The sequence below is a fragment of the Marinifilum caeruleilacunae genome (assembly GCF_013141825.1).
In the GTDB taxonomy this organism is placed as follows: Bacteria; Bacteroidota; Bacteroidia; order Bacteroidales; family Marinifilaceae; genus Marinifilum; species Marinifilum caeruleilacunae.
Genome location: NZ_RZNH01000020.1, coordinates 1 through 19,513 on the forward strand (window position 1 = coordinate 1; position 19,513 = coordinate 19,513).

Genomic DNA, 19,513 nt, shown 5'->3' on the forward strand with positions numbered 1-19,513 from the left:
ACACTTTCTAAAGGAACTGGAGGAGTATATAWATTACTACAATAATATTAGAATAAAGACTCATTTAAACGGATTGAGTCCGGTAAAATACCGAACTCAATATCATTAACTTATTTTATAACCGTCCAATATTTGGGGTTCACTTCAGATAAGTAAATGGCTTCCTTTTATCTTTTTAATGGCTTAGAATCCCAATCCGAATTTTCCCCAATATTCATTTTCAAGCTCTTTCCAACGTAACATTGTTGCACCGGTAAAATCTTTTGTAAACTTATTCAAAAGCTCTGTTGCTTCTTCTTTCTTTCCTTCTTTCAGAAGTTTTTCGATTTTCGCCTCGAAATACTCAGCATCATCAAAACCTTTGTCTTCAAAGTAAGCAACTTCTTCCATCATGCCTTTTCTGGTATTCTGCCACTGCAAGGTAGCCAACTTATTGGCTTTACGATATTGCCAGATGGCTGCATCTTCGCGATAACGTTTTTGTCCACAATAGTTAAAGCTCTCAGGTAATTCTGTTGTACCAGAATAGATAGGTACACGTGGACTTTGGCCCGGGTTATCGAATGAGAACCAAGCTCTACCACCAATTTCATCAGGCAACCAACCTCTTAACTGAATAATGTGTGAATAAGAACACCATGCAACAGCAACCGTTCTCTGATACTCAACACTACCCTCTTTCAGGTAATTGTTCAAGTTTCTGGAATCTCTGGTTGGCCAAGGGTGAGCATTAGGAGCAATTACTGTATCGGCACCAATCTCTTCTTTCTTATCGTTGTATTTTTTCTTAATAACCTTTAAGTTTTGAGTCATATCATACTCAGTTCCTTCATATGTTTCACGATACAGCGCAATTACGTCACGTACAGAAACTTTTTTATCCGGTTTAACCGAGAAAGGAAGTTCGTCTGCCTCAAAATCTAAATTTAATGATGGTGCCAAAGCATTTAGAATGAAAAATTCACGAATCTTGAATGGTTTTTCAACCTTACCATATGCTTTCCAGAATTTAAATTCTTCTTTTCCATCCCATCTTCCAAGCTCTTTAGCTACAGAAAAAACATTATCGGAATACATGAAATAATCCTTGTTCTTCTTATCGATTTTTCCAATTCTTGCAATATTTGCCGATACCCCAACATGATCATCCGGAATACGCTGAGCAGCCCAAACACCCCCGATATTATCAGGACCTTCACCGAAAATCTCCAACTGCCATACTTCATTTTTGTCGGCTATGGTGATACACTCACCCCAATCGCCATATCCATATTCCTTAATCAGTTCACCAATTAGTTTGATGGCATCGCGAGCAGTTGAACAACGCTGTAAAGCAATTCTTTCCAACTCTTCAATCAGGAACATTCCTTTTTCGTTTACAAGTTCTTTTGGACCAACAATAGTAGTTTCGCCAATTGCCAGCTGTTTTTCATTTAAACATGGGTAAGCCGTATTTAAATAAGCAAAGGTCTCTTTTGCTTGTGGAATGCTTCCGACTACGTTCATTTTTCGTCTGTCCCAGGCGGTTTCTGTTTTCAAACTTCCTTTGTAAACATCCATGGTAGTATCGTTCTCAAACTTTTGCCCTTTCTCTACTTCCAACCATGTTCTGTATCTTCCGTCGCAGGTATGACTTGTAATGACAGAACCGTCGGTTGAGGCTTTCTTACCTACCAAAATACTGGTACAACTTTCTCCAAAAAATGGATCGTTTACCTGATCTAATACTCCTTGCGCAACAATACTTGCCGGGTACATTGTTAGCAAGGCAAATACTGCTAATAATAACTTCTTCATTGGTTTGTTGTTTTAATGTGTTCTTATACGACTTTATACCCTATTATACATCTTCGTATAATCTCGATAGTTTGCTTACACTCAATCAAAAGAAAAGCTTCGAATGATTCATTTGGCAAGCCATCGATATCAGATTTAAAATTGAGTCCTAAAATTAATTTATTCTGCGATATTATATAGAAAATGTGAACTATTTAAAAACAGTAAAGAAAGCAATCGCTCTTTCATCCATGTAAAAATCAGTTTGTACCTTTGAACACAAATTCAAAATTGATGTCGAAACACAGGTATTTTTTCCATATCGCCTATAAAGGCAGCGAATACAGAGGTTGGCAAAAGCAAGTTAATGCCAAAAGTGTACAGGAAACCATTGAGGAGGTCCTTAGTAAATTCCTGAAAGAGAAGGTTCATTGTATTGGCTGTGGGAGAACCGATGCTGGTGTTCATGCCTCGCAATACTATTTTCACATTGATGTGAGCAGGGAAATTTCTCAAAATCTACTTTTTGCCTTCAATCGAATGTTGCCACCAGATATTTCTATTTTCGACTTCAGAAAGGTAGAGGCAAAGAATCATGCCCAACACAGTGCAAATTTAAGAACCTACAATTACTTTATTCACATCAGTAAAAATCCTTATTTAGGTGATATCAGCTCCCTTTATTCGCTCGATCTGAATTGCGAAAAAATGCAAGATGCAGCAAATCTACTGGTAGGCGAGCAAGATTTTCGAGCATTCTGTAAAACGCCCGACCGCCACAATCATACTATCTGTAAGATGGAGAAAGTTCAGCTTTATCAAACCATCGATCGTCAGTTTTTTCGCATCGAATTCAAAGCCAATCGTTTCTTAAAAGGAATGATTCGAATTATTGTCCATCAATTATTGGAAGTAGGACAAGGTAAATTGAGTGTAGAAGAGTTTAAAAATCAGCTCAATCGTATGATCACACCCAAGCCATTGGTTTTTGCTTACCCACAAGGCTTGTATCTTTCAGAAATTAAATATCCATTTATTTCGAATGAATGTGTAAGCAACCAGTGCTTACTGCTCGATTTAAAAGAGTGGATTGCTGTATCAACTAGTTCGCATATTTCTCCAACTTCAGATACAACTCTTCCGGGTTAATTGGCTTAGTCACAAAATCAGTCATGCCTGAACCAATTACCTTAGCTCGAATTTCGTTAAATGCCGAGGCTGTAACAGCAATAATAGGTATTCTTTTGTACTTCTCATCTTTAAGTTTTCGAATATTCTGAGCAGCATCGTAACCATCCATTACAGGCATTTGCAAATCCATTAGAACCATATTGTAATCTTCTTCTTGCACTTTCTCTAATGCAATTTTCCCATTTTTTGCAATTTCATAAGTTACATCCCATTTTTTCAAAAATTGCTTGATGATCAGTACATTCATAGGATTGTCTTCGGCAACCAATACATGCATGCCTTTAATTCTTTCACAATCAGTAAAGTGTTCATCGGTAAAGGTCACTTTTGGTTTTGATTGGATACTGATTTTTAGGTCAACATTTACAAAGAAAGAAGTTCCTTTACCCGCTTCGCTTTCCACATTAATATTACCATTCATCAGCTCCACCAGTTTTCCTGTAATGGCAAGTCCTAAACCTGTTCCACCATACAAACGTGTGGTATTGGAATCTGCCTGTGAAAATGATTCAAAAATCTGATCTTTTTTATCCAATGGTATACCAATTCCGGTATCGCTAATTTCAAACTGAAGTTTCACTCTGTCATCTGAATTTCCTTTAAAATCAGCTTTCAATGTGACTCTTCCCTGATCGGTAAATTTGATAGCATTGCAACAAAGGTTGGTGATAACTTGTGATAGCCTGGTAGGATCACCTGTGAGGTGAGCCGGAATTTTTGGATCAACCTCAACAATAAAATCCAGATTCTTCTCTTTTGCTTTCATGTAGAATCCCGCAGTTATATTGTTGATGAAGTTTCTAAAGTTAAAATCGATATTCTCTAACTCAATTTTACCGGCCTCAATCTTACTAAAGTCTAAAATATCATTTATCAAAGTAAGCAAGTTATCAGCCGAAAGCTTTAAAATATTTAAATTGCTCAACTGGTCTTCCCTTGGATTATTTTCTGACAACAAGTGAGTTACCCCAATTACAGCATTCATTGGAGTACGAATTTCATGCGACATGGTAGAAAGAAACTGGGCTTTGGCTTTGGTAGCTTCTTCGGCTTTTTCCTTGGCCATAATTAACTCCGATTCTACCCTCTTTCGTTCCGACAAGTCGTTTAGAGCAACAAAAAGGATATTCCCTTCGGCCAACTGAACTGGATTCAAACTCACCTCTACAGGGAATTCGCTTCCATCTTCCTTAATATGCATCCAGTCGAATTTATTGAAACCCTTATCGCGAGCTTCACGAATCACTTCCATTGCTTTGTCCGATGATTTCATTCCATCGGGCTGAAATTCCGGTGAAAAATCACGTACAAACTTTCCGATAAAATTTTCACGTTTTTCTACGCCATACAAATCCAGACAAGCCTGGTTACAATCCAGGAATCTTGATTCTTTGATAATTAAATAAGCCACCGATGATTTCTCAAATATCAATCTAAATTTTTCGGCCGTTAAATTCTTTTCCTCTTCAAGGCTTTTGCGTTCCGAAATGTCTTTTATAAATCCTGATAATCCCGTGGCTTTACCGTCTTCACCAATTATTAATCGTTCTTCAATCTCGCACCACTTGTAGCTTCCCGATTTGGTTACAAAACGCACTTCGAAATGATTGGTTTTTTCCTTGTGCTCAAGCAAATACCTTAATTTTAATTTGCACAATTCAATATCGTCGGGGTGCACAAATTCAAAAACATTGGTACCAATACTCGACCACAAATCAAAGCCGGTAATCTTTGTCCATGCCGGATTCAGATACATCCATTCGCCTTCGATATTTGCCTGAAATATAATTTCATTAATATTATCTACTATTGATTCCAATCTGGAACTGGTAGATTCTATTTCACGACTTTTAGATTCGATTCTACGTTCGAGCTCCCGATTTGCATTAAACAATTCCTGTGAGCTCTCTTCCAGAATATTTTCAATTTGCTTGATATCAGAATCAAAATCAACATATGCATCATTGATCACCTCAAGAAAACCTTTCATTTTTTCCTGATCATCTTCTGATAAAAACTTACGTATTTGCCTTTTTAATAATCGATGCATACACTTACTTTTCAGAAATTGTTGTGATTGTCATGGTCTGATTATGCAACATACATGGCGTATTTTTGCGGAATGGAGAAATTTCTCCATAAGAGTAAAATCCGGTAATACATACATCATTACCTATCACATCAGAAACAGCCTCTACTTCTTCTTCTATCAGTTGTTTTAGTACAAGTTTACGTCCAACGCAGCTAATTAATATGGCCAACTCAGCCTTGCCTTTAGGCAGTAATTCCGTAGTGGTTATGGCCGAATTTTCGGCTCCGTTAATCAATCGGTCAACATTAGCTTTCATTAACTTCACATAGGAACCTTCCGGGATATTTCCTGCAAAAGTCATAGACTGATCTTCTTCATTCACTCCTAAAATGGTACGCACAACTGGTTCCTGTACTCCATTTTCTCTAAGGCTTAAAGGAAATAACAAGCCTGCCGCCGGTAATCCTTCCGCCCTTTCTCCTAAAAATTGTTTGTACAATTGCAATGCTGGTTTTCCATCTAACTCGTATAAAATATTGGCTTTCGATTTTGTCACCAATCTTTCCAGTCCGAAGCTATCCCAACCTCCGTTTGATCCGTAACCAACAGAGATCCTGTCACCATAAAATCCCAAAGCAGCAATACAATTCTTTATGGCTTTACCATGTCGATCGAACACAACTGTTTCGTTAAAATCGGTTCCATCTCCTGCCAAACCACCTGTAATGGTTACTCCTTCTGGTAACTCATCATCTAAACCTTGTACCAATTCAGCACCGTTAATATTTAAACCATCCGATAAAATCATAACATGTTTTAGTTGCTCTTTATCGAATTGTTCCAATAAACTTGATCCCAACTGATGATCATCAATTTGATTATCGATTGAAATGGATTCCATTTTTACTTCGGAACACTCCAATTCAACCGCGGTTAAAACAATACTGTCGTCTACCACTTCGACATCCGAAATTTCTCCTGACGATGAGCAGCCAAATAAGATTGCACCCGGAAAAGTATCAATTAGCATTTCTGATAGGCTATTCTCTACCAACATGTTTCTCGACCCAAAGAGAAAAATTAAATTCGGTTTTATCCGGATATTTTTTATGCGATCAAATTCCTCTTTCGATTGTAATAACAGTTTGTCAATTTTCATATGTCAGTATATAAGTAGTAGTCGTTTAAATCAATTTTTTATTTACTGATAGAATTTTATCAGCTATTCGTCAACAGTTTAATACGATTCATAACATATACTGTTACATAATTCGACGAGTTTTTTAGAATTTATGCCTATTTTTGAATACTATAAATATAAATTCGACGAGTTTCATATAATCTTTGAAGTAATTATTCGTTGATAATAGAATACCACCTTTTATATACAGTATGGTAAAGTCAAGAAAAACAAGTAACAAAAAGACAACATCAAAGAAAAAAGTAGCGAAAAAACGGAAATCAAAAAAAAGAAGCTTCAAATCTTATATCATTCGCTTTGGTTTGCTGTCGATAGCACTTCTTGTTGTTGCGCTTGGATTATTATTCTCTAGCGTTTATTTAGGTTTCTGGGGCAAATTGCCCGATTATTATACACTCAGAAATATTAAAAATGCCGATGCTTCAGAAATTTATTCAGAGGATGGTGCCATATTGGGTCGGGTTTATTCCGAGAACAGAACCAATGTTAACTTTAAAGATATTTCGCCCAATGTAATCAACTCGCTAATTGCAACCGAAGATGCCAGGTTTTACGAACACCAGGGTGTTGATCAGAGAAGCATGTTACGAGTTCTCGTAAAATCGTTGATTATGGGCGACAGAAGTTCTGGTGGTGGAAGCACATTAAGTCAGCAATTGGCTAAAAACTTATATCCGCGTAAGCGTTATGGTGCATTAACAATGCCGATTAATAAAATTCGCGAAGCCATTACAGCCTCAAGACTGGAAAAAATCTACTCTAAAAAAGAGATTCTTCAATTGTATTTAAATACGGTATCTTTTGGGGAAAATGTGTTTGGAATTGAAAGTGCCTCGCGACAATTTTTCAGTAAACCGGCATCGGCATTAAAAACTCATGAATGTGCCGTTTTAATAGGAATGCTGAAAGCTCCAACCTACTATAACCCGCGTTTACATCCAGAAAGATCAAAGCAGAGGCGAAATGTGGTCTTGAACCAAATGGCCAAATATGAATACATTTCGGACAACAAAGCCAAGCAGTTAAAAAAATTACCTTTAGGATTGCAATACAATAACCAGGCTTCAAGAGTTGGCCTGGCGCCTTACCTTAGAGAAAAAATCAGGATCGAAGCCAATCGTATTCTAAAAGATTATCCAAAGGAAGATGGAAGCTATTACGACATTTATAAAGATGGTTTAAAAATTACTACAACACTTGACTCCAAGTTGCAGGCTTATGCAGAACAATCGGTTGGCGAACATCTGAAACAATTGCAAAATTTATTTTACAAGCACTGGGGAAATTCCAAACCCTGGGACAATAAAAAGGAGATCTTAAGTGATGCCAAACGCAGGTCGGAACGATATAAAAAGTTGAAAAAGGCAGGCAAATCGGAACAGGATATCAACAAAATTTTCAATAAAAAGGTAGACATGAAAATTTTCACCTGGGCAGGTGAGAAAAATGTAAACATGTCGCCCAACGATTCGATCAAACACTACGTTCAGTTATTGAACACTGGCTTTTTAGCTATGGAGCCAAAATCAGGAAAAATAAAAGCCTGGGTCGGAGGAATCGATTTTAATCATTTCAAATACGATCATGTAACTGCTAAAAGACAAGTTGGTTCTGTGTTTAAACCTGTGGTATTTTCGGCAGCTTTAGAAGAGGGTTTATCGCCTTTTGAGTTCTTCCCCAATGAGAGGAAAATTTACGAAGAATACGACAATTGGTCGCCTCGTAATGCCGACAATATGTACGAAGGAAGCTATAGCATGGAAGGTGCCCTGGCCGAATCGGTGAATACCATTGCGGTGGATGTATTGTTGCAAACCGGAATTAGAGATGCCATTGTTCTGGCAGAAGAAATGGGCGTTGAAAGTAATTTGCCTAAGGTTCCATCTTTGGCACTGGGAACGGCTAACATTTCATTGCTTGAAATGATGCAAGTATATGCCACTCTTGCCAACCGCGGAGTTCATGTTGATCCTTATTACCTGGTAAAAATTGAAGATAAGCGTGGTAATCTTATTGCGGATTTATCGAAAGAAAGAGAGGAAAACAGGTTTGTGATGTCGCCTCAAAATGCGGATATCATCAATCACATGTTACAGTCGGTGGTGAACCAGGGAACAGGAAAAACCTTAAGAAATATTTATGGACTGGAAGGTGATTTAGCTGGCAAAACAGGAACAACCAATTCTCATGCCGATGGCTGGTATATTGGCTACAATTCTCAATTGGTTGCCGGTGCCTGGGTTGGTGCAGACGATATGCGGGTTCATTTCCGTTCGCTCACATTAGGTCAAGGCGCGAGCATGGCTTTGCCGATTTACGGTAAATTTATGAAGAAAATCAGCAGAAATCGAAAATATACAAATTACAGCTATGCCAGCATTACCAAACCCGATCGTGAGATTCTTGCACAGTTGAATATTCCTCATTATGTACCCAAAGATTCGGGCTTCTTACAAAAAATGTTTGGTGTTCAGGCCAGAGATCGAGATAAACTTATGGAACGTAAACTAAGACGTGAAAAAAGAAAATCTGAGAGAAAATCGATTTATCAGCGAATTAAAAACATTTTTAGAAAGAAGAAAGACAAGAATTAACTCTTTAAGAAGTTGGTTAGCATTTGTTGTTTAAAACTCTTAACGAAAGCATTCTTTTCGCTTCTGTTTTTATTTTTGATTTCACGAACCAATGATTTAAATTCTGGATTTGGAGCAAACTTTTGAATTTTGGCTAGCTTCTTATCCAGAACATCCCTATCGTGCCAATCGCCCAAAATGGTTTCGGTGTCGTTTACAATTTTGTATTCTCTTTCCAAATCAGGAGAGGTTTCAACAGCAATTAACAATTGAAGCAATGATTTAATAATTTTAAAAAACTTGCGGATATCATGGTAGTGTTCCTCTCCTCGCGATGAGGCCCACAATTTGTAAATCAAATCAAGCTCATCATGGATAATTTTATCTGCTTTATCCCTTAAGTCAGGCGGTGTAATTTCATCTAAAACCTGGTACAGTTTAGCAATTCTTTTTTGAAATTTTTCAGGTTTGAATTTCTCCATGGCCAAAACAAATTCCTGGGAAACCTGATCTTTGGTTTCTTCAAGAATCTTAACAACCTTCTCTTGATTTTTAATATCGTGTTGTTCCACCAGTTTTTTACACACCTGTATCGTTCTTAAACGACCAGAATATTTAAAAATGGGTCGAAGTTGTTTTAATAATTTACCTACGATATTGGCCCCCAAATTTAATGCGTCTACCAACAAAAGCAGACTACGCATATTTTTAATATCAACACGTAATTTGTGAACATTCTCTTCATCCAGATTTTTGGCCTCTGTTAAGTGCGTTAAAAATCCATCAAACCTTTTCTTGTAAAATGCGCTTAATTTATTCATATCACTACTATAAATCCCCTAACAATCATATACAAGATACACAAAATCAAATTATTAGTAAAATGTAATTTAAGAAAAGACTTTTTGTTTAATTTAAAATAATATTATTAAAATGATACAAATAAAAAGGCCACCCATAATGAGTGGCCTCAGCATAAACAATGTATGTATTCACTTGGAGAGATCATCATCACTCTCCTTTTCTTCTTTTAATCTTCCAGCGTCCTTAAGTGCTTTATTCAGAATCCATTCGATTTGACCGTTTGTACTTCGAAATTCATCAACAGCCCATTTTTCGAGCTTCTTAAACATCTCGGGACTTAAACGCAGAACAAATGATTTCTTTTTTGTCATATTCAATCTATTATTGATACAAACTTCCGGTATTTAATACTGGTGTTGCATCCTTATCTGAACAAAGTACTACCATTAAATTGCTTACCATGGTCGCTTTTTTATCTTCATCCAAATCTACAATATCTTTATCGGCAAGTTCTTCCAAAGCCATTTCAACCATGCTTACCGCACCCTCTACAATTTTGTAACGTGCCGCAACTACTGCAGTAGCTTGTTGACGACGTAGCATGGCTCCAGCAATTTCAGAAGCATATGCAAGGTAATTAATTCTTGCTTCCATCACTTCAATTCCAGCAATTGCCAATCGGTCGGTTAGTTCCTGCTCCAACAATTCGCAAACTTCGTTTCCACCAGATCTTAAAGTAATTTCGGCCTTTTCATCTTCGAAATTATCGTAAGGATATGCGCCAGCCATGTGACGAATTGCCGCCTCCGATTGTATGGAAACAAAGTTCTCATAGTCGTTCACATCAAATGCTGCTTTATAGGTATCCTTCACTCTCCAAACCAAAACAACACCAATCATGATCGGGTTACCAATTTTATCGTTCACCTTAAGTGGGTCGCTGTCCAGGTTTCTTGCACGCAAAGATATCTTCTTTTTTACAAATAACGGATTTACCCAGAAAAAACCGTTGCTTAAAATGGTTCCCTTGTAAGCCCCAAAAAGAATTAATACCATCGATTGATTTGGATTTACCACCGTAAAACCCGGCAGACAAATCACAAATGTAAAAATGAGGAGCACAAAAATTGGGTTTCTTAGAAAAATGATACCAAGTACTCCTGCCGATAAAAGCAGAAAACATACAAATACCATTGCAAAACCCGAGATTGCCGAAAAACTTTTTTCCTGTTTCATACTATAATTATTTTGATATTATTTTGATATCAATTTACAATTAAATTTTAACACAGGCAAAAAAAAATCGGAACGATTATCGCTCCGATTGGAATTAATTCAACATCAACTCCCGTATATCCGGGATTCTAAGATCAACATTAAGGGTTGATCGATTAAAAGTTTGTATGCGCTCTACCAATTCACCTGATGCTTTAATTTTGAATTCATCTAATAATTGGTATAAATCCGATGATTCAAATAGGTTTAGATCCGAAATTGTATCAAGCAAGCTAAGCATCTCGTCAGGTGAAAATAAAACATCATGTTGTAATAAAGAGTAAATTTCATTCATAGGCATTTTTTGCTGATTTATTTTACTCTAAAACGCCGCTGAATTTGTTTTAGTATCTCAAAAACAAAAAAAGCCGGAAAATAATTCCGGCCTACTAAAATCAAATAAAAAACTACTGAAAAGTTAAACTCATATTTCGCTCTTCGATAATCTTTCTCATGTTAATTAAAGCATATCGCATCCTGCCCAAAGCTGTGTTAATACTAACATCAGTCTGGTCAGCGATATCTTTAAAACTTAAACCTTTATAGTGTCTTAATATCACCACTTCCCGCTGGTCTGGAGGCAATTCCTCCACCAATTCCCTGATATCATCATGAATTTGATCCCGAATCAGATCATCTTCACAATTCCCTTCACAAAATTTATTGGAATTGAAGATGTCCAATTCATAATCATCTTTCGAGAAAGTATTATTTTGCTTTTCTCTCCTGAAATGATCAATGATCAGATTGTGTGCAATTCGTAACACCCAGGCTAAAAATTTGCCATTGTCTTGATATTTGCCTAAACGCAAAGATCGGATCACTTTAATAAAAGTGTCCTGAAAGATGTCCTCGCTAAGCTGATGATTTTTTACGATAAGATAGATGTAGGTATAAATTCTATCCTTATGACGATTGATTAAAATATCAATACTATCATGATTACCATCAATATACTGCTTCACGAGATCATAATCGGTAGGATTTTGTCTCAACTTCACAACTATTTATTTTTTAAACAGCGTAAATTTTTTCTATAAGCAGTATCTCCTTTTGTTTGGGTTTATTAATGGTAACTGTATGCAATAAACTAATTTTTCCTGAGATTTGAAAATCTTTAGAAGTTAAATAACTTTGGAAATTCATTTTCAAGATATAAATTCAACTCCAATTTGGAGCAGATATAATACAAATGGCAGAGAAATTTTCAGAAGATTTTATTCATATAAAAGGTGCAAGAGTTCACAATTTAAAGAACATCGATTTAAAGATTCCTCGTAATCAGTTTATTGTAATTACGGGACTTTCAGGATCGGGGAAATCTTCGCTTGCATTTGATACTTTATATGCCGAGGGACAAAGAAGATACGTGGAAAGTTTATCGGCCTATGCACGCCAGTTTTTGGGCAGGATAGATAAACCTGAGGTTGATTTCATCAAAGGAATACCTCCGGCAATTGCCATTGAACAAAAGGTAAACACCCGAAACCCAAGATCTACTGTAGGAACATCTACCGAGATTTACGACTACCTAAAGCTTTTATTTGCAAGAATTGGGAAAACTTATTCGCCTGTTTCCAATACAATGGTAAAGCGTCATAGCATTACCGATGTTGTTAATTTTATTTTACAGCAAAAGGAAGATCTGCCAGTAATGATTTTGGCAGAAATGCTAAATGGCGAAAGAAGCAAAAAAGAGCAATTGGAGGTATTATCGAAGCAAGGTTTTTCCAGAATAGAAATTGATGGGAAAATTCATAAAATTTTCGATGCCCTCGAAGCTCCCGAAATTATTCCTGCCGATAAAGCCATTCATATCGTAATCGACCGAATTCGTGTTTCTTCGGATGAAGATACTCAGAACAGGATGGCCGACTCCTTACAAACTGCATTTTACGAAGGAAAAGGTGAATGTTTGGTCATGTTTGATGGTAAAACACATCGTTTCTCAAATCGCTTCGAAGCCGACGGAATAGAGTTCGAAGACCCGAATGTCCATACTTTCAGTTTTAACAATCCGGTAGGAGCTTGTCCTAAATGTGAAGGTTTCGGAAAAGTGATTGGAATTGATGAAGATCTTGTAATTCCTAACAAAACCATGAGTATTTACGATGACGCAGTGGTTTGTTGGAAGGGTGAAAAAATGCAGGAGTGGAAAAACCAATTGATTTATGCAGCCGATCAGTTCGATTTTCCGATTCATCGACCTTATTTTGAACTAAGCGATGAGCAAAAACTACTGTTGTGGACCGGAAATCGTCATTTTAAAGGCTTAAATGCATTCTTTAAATACCTGGAATCAAAACAATACAAAATCCAATATCGCGTAATGCTATCGAGATACCGTGGTAAAACTACCTGTCCCGATTGTCGCGGAACCCGATTAAAGAAGGAAGCTGGTTACATTAAAATTGCAGGCAAAAACATTCAGGATTTGGTATTAATGCCAATTGTGGAACTCAACAATTTCTTCCAGGACCTGGAGCTTAGCAAAACCGAAGAGCAAATTGCAAAAAGACTCTTAGTTGATATTCGAAACAGACTACAATTTCTTTCTGATGTTGGCTTGGGATATCTTACCTTAAACCGATTATCGAGTAGTTTATCTGGTGGTGAATCGCAACGAATTAACCTGGCAACCTCATTGGGAAGTAGCCTTGTAGGGTCATTGTATATTCTCGATGAACCAAGTATTGGCCTTCACTCGCGCGATACCGATTTACTAATTAAAGTATTGAAACAACTTCGAGATCTTGGCAACACGGTAATCGTGGTTGAACATGATGAAGATATAATTCTTGCTGCCGATCATGTGATCGATATTGGTCCACATGCGGGAAGACTTGGTGGTGAGGTAGTATTTCAAGGAGATCTGCTTGAATTGAAAAAATCAAACGAAAGTTTAACTTCCCAATACATCTCGCAAGAGAGAAATATTCCTGTTCCTGATAAAAGGAAAAAATGGAACAATTTTATCGAAATTGTTGGTGCCAGAGAAAATAACCTAAAGGGTTTAAATATCAAGTTTCCACTTAACGTGATGTCGGTAATTACAGGTGTGAGTGGTTCAGGAAAATCATCACTGGTAAAAACCATACTATATCCAGCCTTAAAGAAACACTATGGTGGATATTCCGATAAAAGTGGTCATTTCGACCTTCTGAAAGGGGATTTGCAATTGGTAAAAAATATCGAGTTTGTCGATCAGAATCCGATTGGTAAATCGTCCCGTTCGAACCCGGTTACCTATCTTAAGGCTTATGATGAAATCAGGAAACTTTATGCCGATCAGAAAGCATCGCAATATGCAGGTTTTAAGGCATCGCATTTTTCATTTAATATCGATGGCGGAAGATGTGATGAATGCCAGGGAGAAGGGATCATTAAGGTTGAAATGCAGTTTATGGCTGATATTTACCTGCAATGCGAAAGCTGTAAAGGCAGAAGGTTTAAAGACGATATTTTAGACATACGTTATAAGAATAAAAACATTCATGATGTACTGGAAATGACGGTAAATGAAGCCACCGAGTTTTTTAGTGAATCGAAAGGCAATATCGAAAAGAAAATTGCCCAACGTTTAAAACCATTGGTTGATGTTGGTTTGGGATATGTCAAGCTGGGACAATCGTCGAGTACATTAAGTGGTGGCGAAAGTCAAAGGGTAAAATTGGCTTCTTTCCTTGCTAAGGAAAAGGCTGAACCTTGTTTGTTTATTTTCGATGAACCAACAACGGGTCTTCATTTTCATGATATCCATAAATTAATGGATGCTTTCAATGCCTTAATATCAAGAGGTCACACTTTAATTATTATTGAGCACAATATGGAAATTATTAAGAGTGCCGACTGGTTAATCGATCTTGGTCCTGAAGGAGGTAATAAAGGAGGTGAAATTGTTTTTGAAGGTACACCAGAGGGTGCTGCTAAATGCAAACAATCATACACAGGAAAATACCTGAAAGAAAAGTTATAATCAAAAAAAGGCTCCTTAAAAGGAGCCTTTTTTATATCGTGGCATTTACATTTTTAATCCAAATAATATCACAACACAGCCATTCATACTTTTGTCGTAATCTTCACCGTCGTTAACAAATTTCATAGATATAATTAGTGTTTCCGATTTTTCCAACTCAAAATCATAAGTATTGGCAAATCCAGCCTCCTGATTATCGTAGAGCACTTCAAAATCCGAGTTAAGAAGCTTAAAATGAATGGGAGGAAGATAATCTTCCCGGCATACTACCATTCTATATTTTTGCCCACCGAAAAAGGCCTTGTGTAGTTCCACATCCTCATCGATGTTTAAAACAACTCCGTTGTAATTCCCATCATGCATATAACCTTCGAGCATAGGTTTACATTCATTCTTGGCAAATTCCTTGCATTGCGAAAAAACAGTATTCGAGCTGGAAAAAAAGAATAGAACAGTAATAAATAATAAGATTCTCATGTATAGATTTTAGTTGTTAATCGACTAAGTAATCTCTTATATCGTTTACTTTCAAAATAAGTTGCTCAAAACCCACTAAATTTATTTTATCGTAGAAATCGAGATCTTTATTTTCTGATACAAGCGATTTTTCAAATAATCGCTCTAAATGTAATAAATCTTTGTAAATAGGTTGTATCACTGGGTGAGATTGATTCTCGCTAAGTACAGCTTTAACACTTTCGAGTGACAATTGTTGATCTAATATTCGTTCGATTAAAATCTGGTGCCTTACATCGTTAACCTGTACACTTTGAGTGGCCAAATACAAACTTTCTACCCATCCTCCAATCATCATTAAGGAAGCAAGCATGTATCTATCCTGCTCCCTTAACTGTTCGTGCGATTCCATATAAATTTCGGAAATAACATCTACGATTAACTCTTTATTGGTCAGGTTTTCTTCTAATAATTTGATCTTTTCAGGATCTACAGCCTTTAAAATCCCTAAAGATTCCGCCAGGTTTCGAGCAACGTTTAAATATTCAATCGAGGTTTGATATTGTTCATTTAAGCCTGAATAACTTAAATCGGCACAATATACACCCAATGCAATGGCTCTTGAAGTGCTTGTGGAATAACCTGCCAGGTTTTCGGTAGAGTTTAAAAGATCTTCACGAAATACAACCCCTGTTTTTTTTATCAACAATGAAGTTTCGATTGGACTCGGTAAAACAAAAAAGATTCTCTTCATCTTATTGGTATTTTCAGCCATAAGCTGATATTCAAGATGATTAGATCTTACCTCTTTTTTTTTCTTATTGGAGGTATTCCAACTGCAAGAAGCAAAAAGAGCAACAAGTAGGATGCAAATGAAGTGCTTTCTCATAAATAACAATAACGAGTTAATATTTATAGTCGTATTGAAAATACAATTTTTTATCTATTCCGTTAGGCGATTTAGGACATTAATTGGCTCCAAACTCCCTGTTCATACAAGAAATAAGTTTAATTATTATTAAAAAAGTATTTTTCATCAAAGACTAAATAAGATCGAACTTAGCCTAAGTATAAGCGTAGTTTTTTTTAATTTTGCGATGAACAAAAGGAATTAAAATGACCGATAAAGCAAAAAAAGCATTACACGATAAGCTGGTATCAGGTTTACAATCTTCGGATCCTAAAACTGTTACCGACTCAATTAACCAGTTGAGAGAAGAAGGGCAGTTAGACGACATTGTTATTCTCTTTGACTTGCTTGTAAAAAGCGATGATGATTCACTAAAAGATACCATTCTTAAATTCCTGGCAGACATTAAGGATAAAAAAGCAGATGCTATTTTTATTGATGCCATTTTGAATGAGAAATACAAAAGTATCAGAAAGGATTTAACAGGTATTTGCTGGCAATCGAGCATCGATTTTACAAATCACGTAAGTGTATTTACCGATTTATTGGTGGAATCTGATTTTGAAACTGCCTTTGAAGCCTTTACCGTAATTGAGAATTTTACGGGAAAATTGGAAGAAAATAAAAAGATTGAAGAACAAGATAAACTGAAAGATGCAATACCAAATGCAGCTGAAGAAGTGAAAGGAATGATTCATGAATGCATTCACATTCTGGATCAATTTTAAAAAGAAAGGCTGAATCAATTGATTCAGCCTTTTTTATTTTTAGATCATTACATCTTTTTCATTATTCGAAAAGTACTTCATGAACTGAGCTCTTTCGTACATTGCCGAATCAGGAATGTTACCATAATTCAGTTTTCCTCTGAACTCATCAACCGATTTGAATTCTTTTCTACTCATCCACTCCGAAATTTCTTCCAGAATTTTTGTTACCTGATCGAAACCATGTTCGTAAACTGTAGAACAAATTTGAACAGTTTTAGCTCCTGCCAATAATTGCTTGATAGCCGCTTCGCCACTATGAATACCTGTCGATGCAGAAACATCCAGGCCTCTGATTTTATCAGTGATCATACCTACCCAACGTAAAGATCTGCGAATATCGCCAGCATTACTTAATACTTCTGCACTTGTAATATTCATTTCTTCGATATCAATATCAGGCTCATAGAATCGGTTGAATAAAACTACAGAATCGGCACCATCAGCATTTAATCTGTTTGCAACTGAGAATAGGTTGGTAAAATACATCCCCAACTTCATCGAAATTGGAATATTTACTTCCTTTTTAACTGCATTAAAAATTTCATAATACAACTGCTCATACTCTGTTGAGCTCATATTTCTATCGTTAGGAACTACGAATGCATTCAGTTCAATTGCATCGGCACCAGCCTTTTCAATTTCCTTTGCAAAATGAGTCCAATCCGAAGATGAAACACAGTTAATACTTGCAATAATAGGAATCGAAACTGCTTCTTTAGCTTCCTTAATTAATGTCAAATAATTTGAAACCGAGTTCCCCTTAATATAGTTTTGGATGTAGTCCTCAGCTTCAGGGTATCCAACATTTGTAGGATCTTTACTAATCAAATGGCGAGCTTCGTTAGTAATCTGTTCTTCGAATAAAGATTTTAGAACAACAGCACCAGCTCCCTTTTCTTCGATAATCTTTATTTTTCTTACCGAATTGGTTAAACCAGAACTACTAACAATCACGGGATTCTTTAGAGGCAATCCCATATAAGTGGTTTCAAGATTTATCATAGTATTTTGATTTTATTGTATTTCAAACGTTGACGAACAAATATAATCATTTAAAAATATAATTGCGATTCATCAACAAAGGACTTTCAGCAATTCTTATTTATTTGCATAGTTTCGGGCTCCAAAGATGGTACTACCCACACGAATCATTGAGCTTCCCTCTTCTATGGCTAAATTGTAATCGCCTGACATTCCCATCGATATTTCGGCAAACCCATCCTCATCGGCATAGTATTCTTCTTTTAGCGTCGAATAAATGCTTTTAAGGTTCTTAAATTCCGATCGAATCTGAGTTTCGTCATCGGTATAAGTTGCCATTCCCATCACGCCAACTATGCGAATATTTTGCAGATTTTTATAGTCGTCAGAATTGAAAATTTCCCTGGCTTCATTAATATCCAAACCAAATTTTGTTTCCTCATCGGCGATATGGAACTGCATTAAACAATCGATTACTCGTTCATTTTTTGCGGCTTGCTTGTTTATTTCCTTCAGCAACTTAAAACTATCAACAGCATGAATCAAACTCACAAAAGGTGCAATGTATTTTACTTTATTGCTTTGCAAGTGACCAATCATGTGCCATTTTATATCCTTTGGCAATTCGTTGTATTTCCTTGTTAACTCCTGTGGTTTATTTTCACCAAAAATACGATACCCGCTATTATATGCTTCCAAAATATCCTCATTAGGCTTGGTTTTGGACACAGCTACAAGTGTAACATTTTCGGGAATAGTATCTAAAATTTCTTGTATTCTCTGAGGTATGCTCATACCAATCTTGTGTTTTGAATTGTAAAATCCAAAATTACAATTTTTCAGGTTTAAGTCTTAGCAAGATTTTAAATTAATTGTCATCCGATAAGATAAAACCTACCCCATGAACATTTTCGATTTTTACTTGTGGATCGGGCTTTAGGTGTTTTCTTAATTTGGTGATAAAAACGTCCAAACTTCTGCCCATAAAGTAATCATTTTCGCCCCACACTTTTACAAGGATATCTTCGCGGCGCACAACATTATTCTTCGATTGAAGTAACATGAAAAGCACTTCCCCCTCCTTCTGGGTAATTCTCGATTCCTGTCCGCTAATATTTAAGGTGAGATTTACATGATTGTATACAAAATTACCAAGTTTATATTGTAGTTCCGACACATCGGAAACCACTGCTGTTCTTTTTAAAATGGCATTTATTCTTCGAACCAACTCATCTTCATCAAATGGTTTGGTAATATAATCATCTCCACCTAAGTCGAAACCTTTAAGCTTATCTTCCTTTAAGGATTTTGCGGTGAGAAAAATGATAGGAATATCCTTGTCCTTTTTTCGAATCTTTTTCCCTAATGAGAATCCATCCATTTTTGGAAGCATCACATCCAGTAGACAAATATTAAATTTTGATTTTGAGAATTCTTCAAATCCCGCTTCTCCATCGCGGGCAAGTGTCACATTGAAACCTTCCAGTTCAAGAAAATCATTTAATACCTGGCCTAAATTCGGATCATCTTCGACCAGCAATATATTTTTAGTAGTAAGTGTAGACATA

General features: G+C 36.3%; 18 protein-coding genes. 5 read left to right on the top strand and 13 right to left on the bottom strand.

Annotated features, from left to right (window positions below; translation table 11 throughout):
* A partial coding sequence (locus ELS83_RS12395) for an IS3 family transposase (protein WP_171595875.1) occupies positions 1-109 on the top strand: 109 nt, incomplete at its 5' end.
* Positions 110-183: 74 nt separating this feature from the next.
* Here ELS83_RS12395 and ELS83_RS12400 read toward each other — a convergent pair.
* Positions 184-1,797 (bottom strand): dipeptidase, encoded by a 1,614-nt coding sequence (locus ELS83_RS12400; protein ID WP_171595876.1) that lies wholly within the window; start codon positions 1,795-1,797, stop codon positions 184-186.
* A gap of 273 nt (positions 1,798-2,070) precedes the next feature.
* Here ELS83_RS12400 and truA point away from each other — a divergent pair, with 273 nt between their 5' ends.
* Positions 2,071-2,925 carry a tRNA pseudouridine(38-40) synthase TruA gene (gene truA / locus ELS83_RS12405; RefSeq protein ID WP_171595877.1) on the top strand — a complete coding sequence of 285 codons (855 nt, stop codon included), beginning with the start codon at positions 2,071-2,073 and terminating at the stop codon, positions 2,923-2,925.
* Here the strand turns inward: truA and ELS83_RS12410 are convergent.
* Complete coding sequence (locus tag ELS83_RS12410; RefSeq protein ID WP_171595878.1) at positions 2,879-5,017, bottom strand: PAS domain S-box protein; 2,139 nt, start codon at positions 5,015-5,017, stop codon at positions 2,879-2,881. The two genes, truA and ELS83_RS12410, sit on opposite strands and share 47 nt — an antisense overlap.
* 4 nt (positions 5,018-5,021) lie before the next feature.
* The gene (locus ELS83_RS12415; protein WP_171595879.1) at positions 5,022-6,158 is read right to left on the bottom strand and encodes an FIST signal transduction protein; all 1,137 of its coding nucleotides are present in this window, start codon (positions 6,156-6,158) and stop codon (positions 5,022-5,024) included.
* A 233-nt stretch (positions 6,159-6,391) separates the two neighbouring features.
* Between ELS83_RS12415 and ELS83_RS12420 the strand changes: the two genes are divergently transcribed.
* Positions 6,392-8,794, top strand: coding sequence for a penicillin-binding protein 1A (locus ELS83_RS12420; RefSeq protein WP_171595880.1), 2,403 nt, complete (start codon positions 6,392-6,394; stop codon positions 8,792-8,794).
* Here the strand turns inward: ELS83_RS12420 and ELS83_RS12425 are convergent.
* The 5 genes from ELS83_RS12425 to ELS83_RS12445 all read right to left on the bottom strand — a co-directional run bounded on the left by ELS83_RS12425 (position 8,791) and on the right by ELS83_RS12445 (position 11,853).
* On the bottom strand, positions 8,791-9,594 hold the full coding sequence (locus ELS83_RS12425) for a CHAD domain-containing protein (protein ID WP_171595881.1): 804 nt from the start codon (positions 9,592-9,594) through the stop codon (positions 8,791-8,793). The genes ELS83_RS12420 and ELS83_RS12425 overlap by 4 nt on opposite strands.
* Before the next feature lie 171 nt (positions 9,595-9,765).
* The gene (locus tag ELS83_RS12430; protein WP_171595882.1) at positions 9,766-9,948 is read right to left on the bottom strand and encodes a type II toxin-antitoxin system antitoxin; all 183 of its coding nucleotides are present in this window, start codon (positions 9,946-9,948) and stop codon (positions 9,766-9,768) included.
* Between the two features lie 10 nt (positions 9,949-9,958).
* Complete coding sequence (locus ELS83_RS12435; RefSeq protein ID WP_171595883.1) at positions 9,959-10,813, bottom strand: SPFH domain-containing protein; 855 nt, start codon at positions 10,811-10,813, stop codon at positions 9,959-9,961.
* Positions 10,814-10,907: 94 nt separating this feature from the next.
* Complete coding sequence (locus tag ELS83_RS12440; protein ID WP_171595884.1) at positions 10,908-11,153, bottom strand: hypothetical protein; 246 nt, start codon at positions 11,151-11,153, stop codon at positions 10,908-10,910.
* A gap of 106 nt (positions 11,154-11,259) precedes the next feature.
* Positions 11,260-11,853, bottom strand: a complete 594-nt coding sequence (locus tag ELS83_RS12445) for a sigma-70 family RNA polymerase sigma factor (RefSeq protein ID WP_171595885.1) — start codon at positions 11,851-11,853, stop codon at positions 11,260-11,262.
* Between the two features lie 191 nt (positions 11,854-12,044).
* Between ELS83_RS12445 and uvrA the strand changes: the two genes are divergently transcribed.
* Positions 12,045-14,828, top strand: coding sequence for an excinuclease ABC subunit UvrA (uvrA, locus tag ELS83_RS12450; RefSeq protein ID WP_171595886.1), 2,784 nt, complete (start codon positions 12,045-12,047; stop codon positions 14,826-14,828).
* A 45-nt stretch (positions 14,829-14,873) separates the two neighbouring features.
* Here uvrA and ELS83_RS12455 read toward each other — a convergent pair whose 3' ends face one another.
* Both ELS83_RS12455 and ELS83_RS12460 read right to left on the bottom strand, forming a co-directional pair.
* Positions 14,874-15,305, bottom strand: a complete 432-nt coding sequence (locus ELS83_RS12455) for a hypothetical protein (protein WP_171595887.1) — start codon at positions 15,303-15,305, stop codon at positions 14,874-14,876.
* A gap of 16 nt (positions 15,306-15,321) precedes the next feature.
* Positions 15,322-16,038, bottom strand: a complete 717-nt coding sequence (locus ELS83_RS12460; protein WP_171595888.1) for a hypothetical protein — start codon at positions 16,036-16,038, stop codon at positions 15,322-15,324.
* 362 nt (positions 16,039-16,400) lie between these two features.
* Between ELS83_RS12460 and ELS83_RS12465 the strand changes: the two genes are divergently transcribed.
* Positions 16,401-16,922, top strand: a complete 522-nt coding sequence (locus ELS83_RS12465; protein WP_171595889.1) for a hypothetical protein — start codon at positions 16,401-16,403, stop codon at positions 16,920-16,922.
* Positions 16,923-16,961: 39 nt separating this feature from the next.
* Here ELS83_RS12465 and ELS83_RS12470 read toward each other — a convergent pair whose 3' ends face one another.
* The 3 genes from ELS83_RS12470 to ELS83_RS12480 form a co-directional block, all read right to left on the bottom strand.
* Positions 16,962-17,966, bottom strand: a complete 1,005-nt coding sequence (locus ELS83_RS12470) for a dihydroorotate dehydrogenase-like protein (RefSeq protein ID WP_171595890.1) — start codon at positions 17,964-17,966, stop codon at positions 16,962-16,964.
* Between the two features lie 96 nt (positions 17,967-18,062).
* Complete coding sequence (locus tag ELS83_RS12475; protein WP_171595891.1) at positions 18,063-18,740, bottom strand: YggS family pyridoxal phosphate-dependent enzyme; 678 nt, start codon at positions 18,738-18,740, stop codon at positions 18,063-18,065.
* A gap of 73 nt (positions 18,741-18,813) precedes the next feature.
* Positions 18,814-19,512, bottom strand: coding sequence for a response regulator transcription factor (locus ELS83_RS12480; RefSeq protein WP_171595892.1), 699 nt, complete (start codon positions 19,510-19,512; stop codon positions 18,814-18,816).
* Position 19,513: the final 1 nt, after the last annotated feature.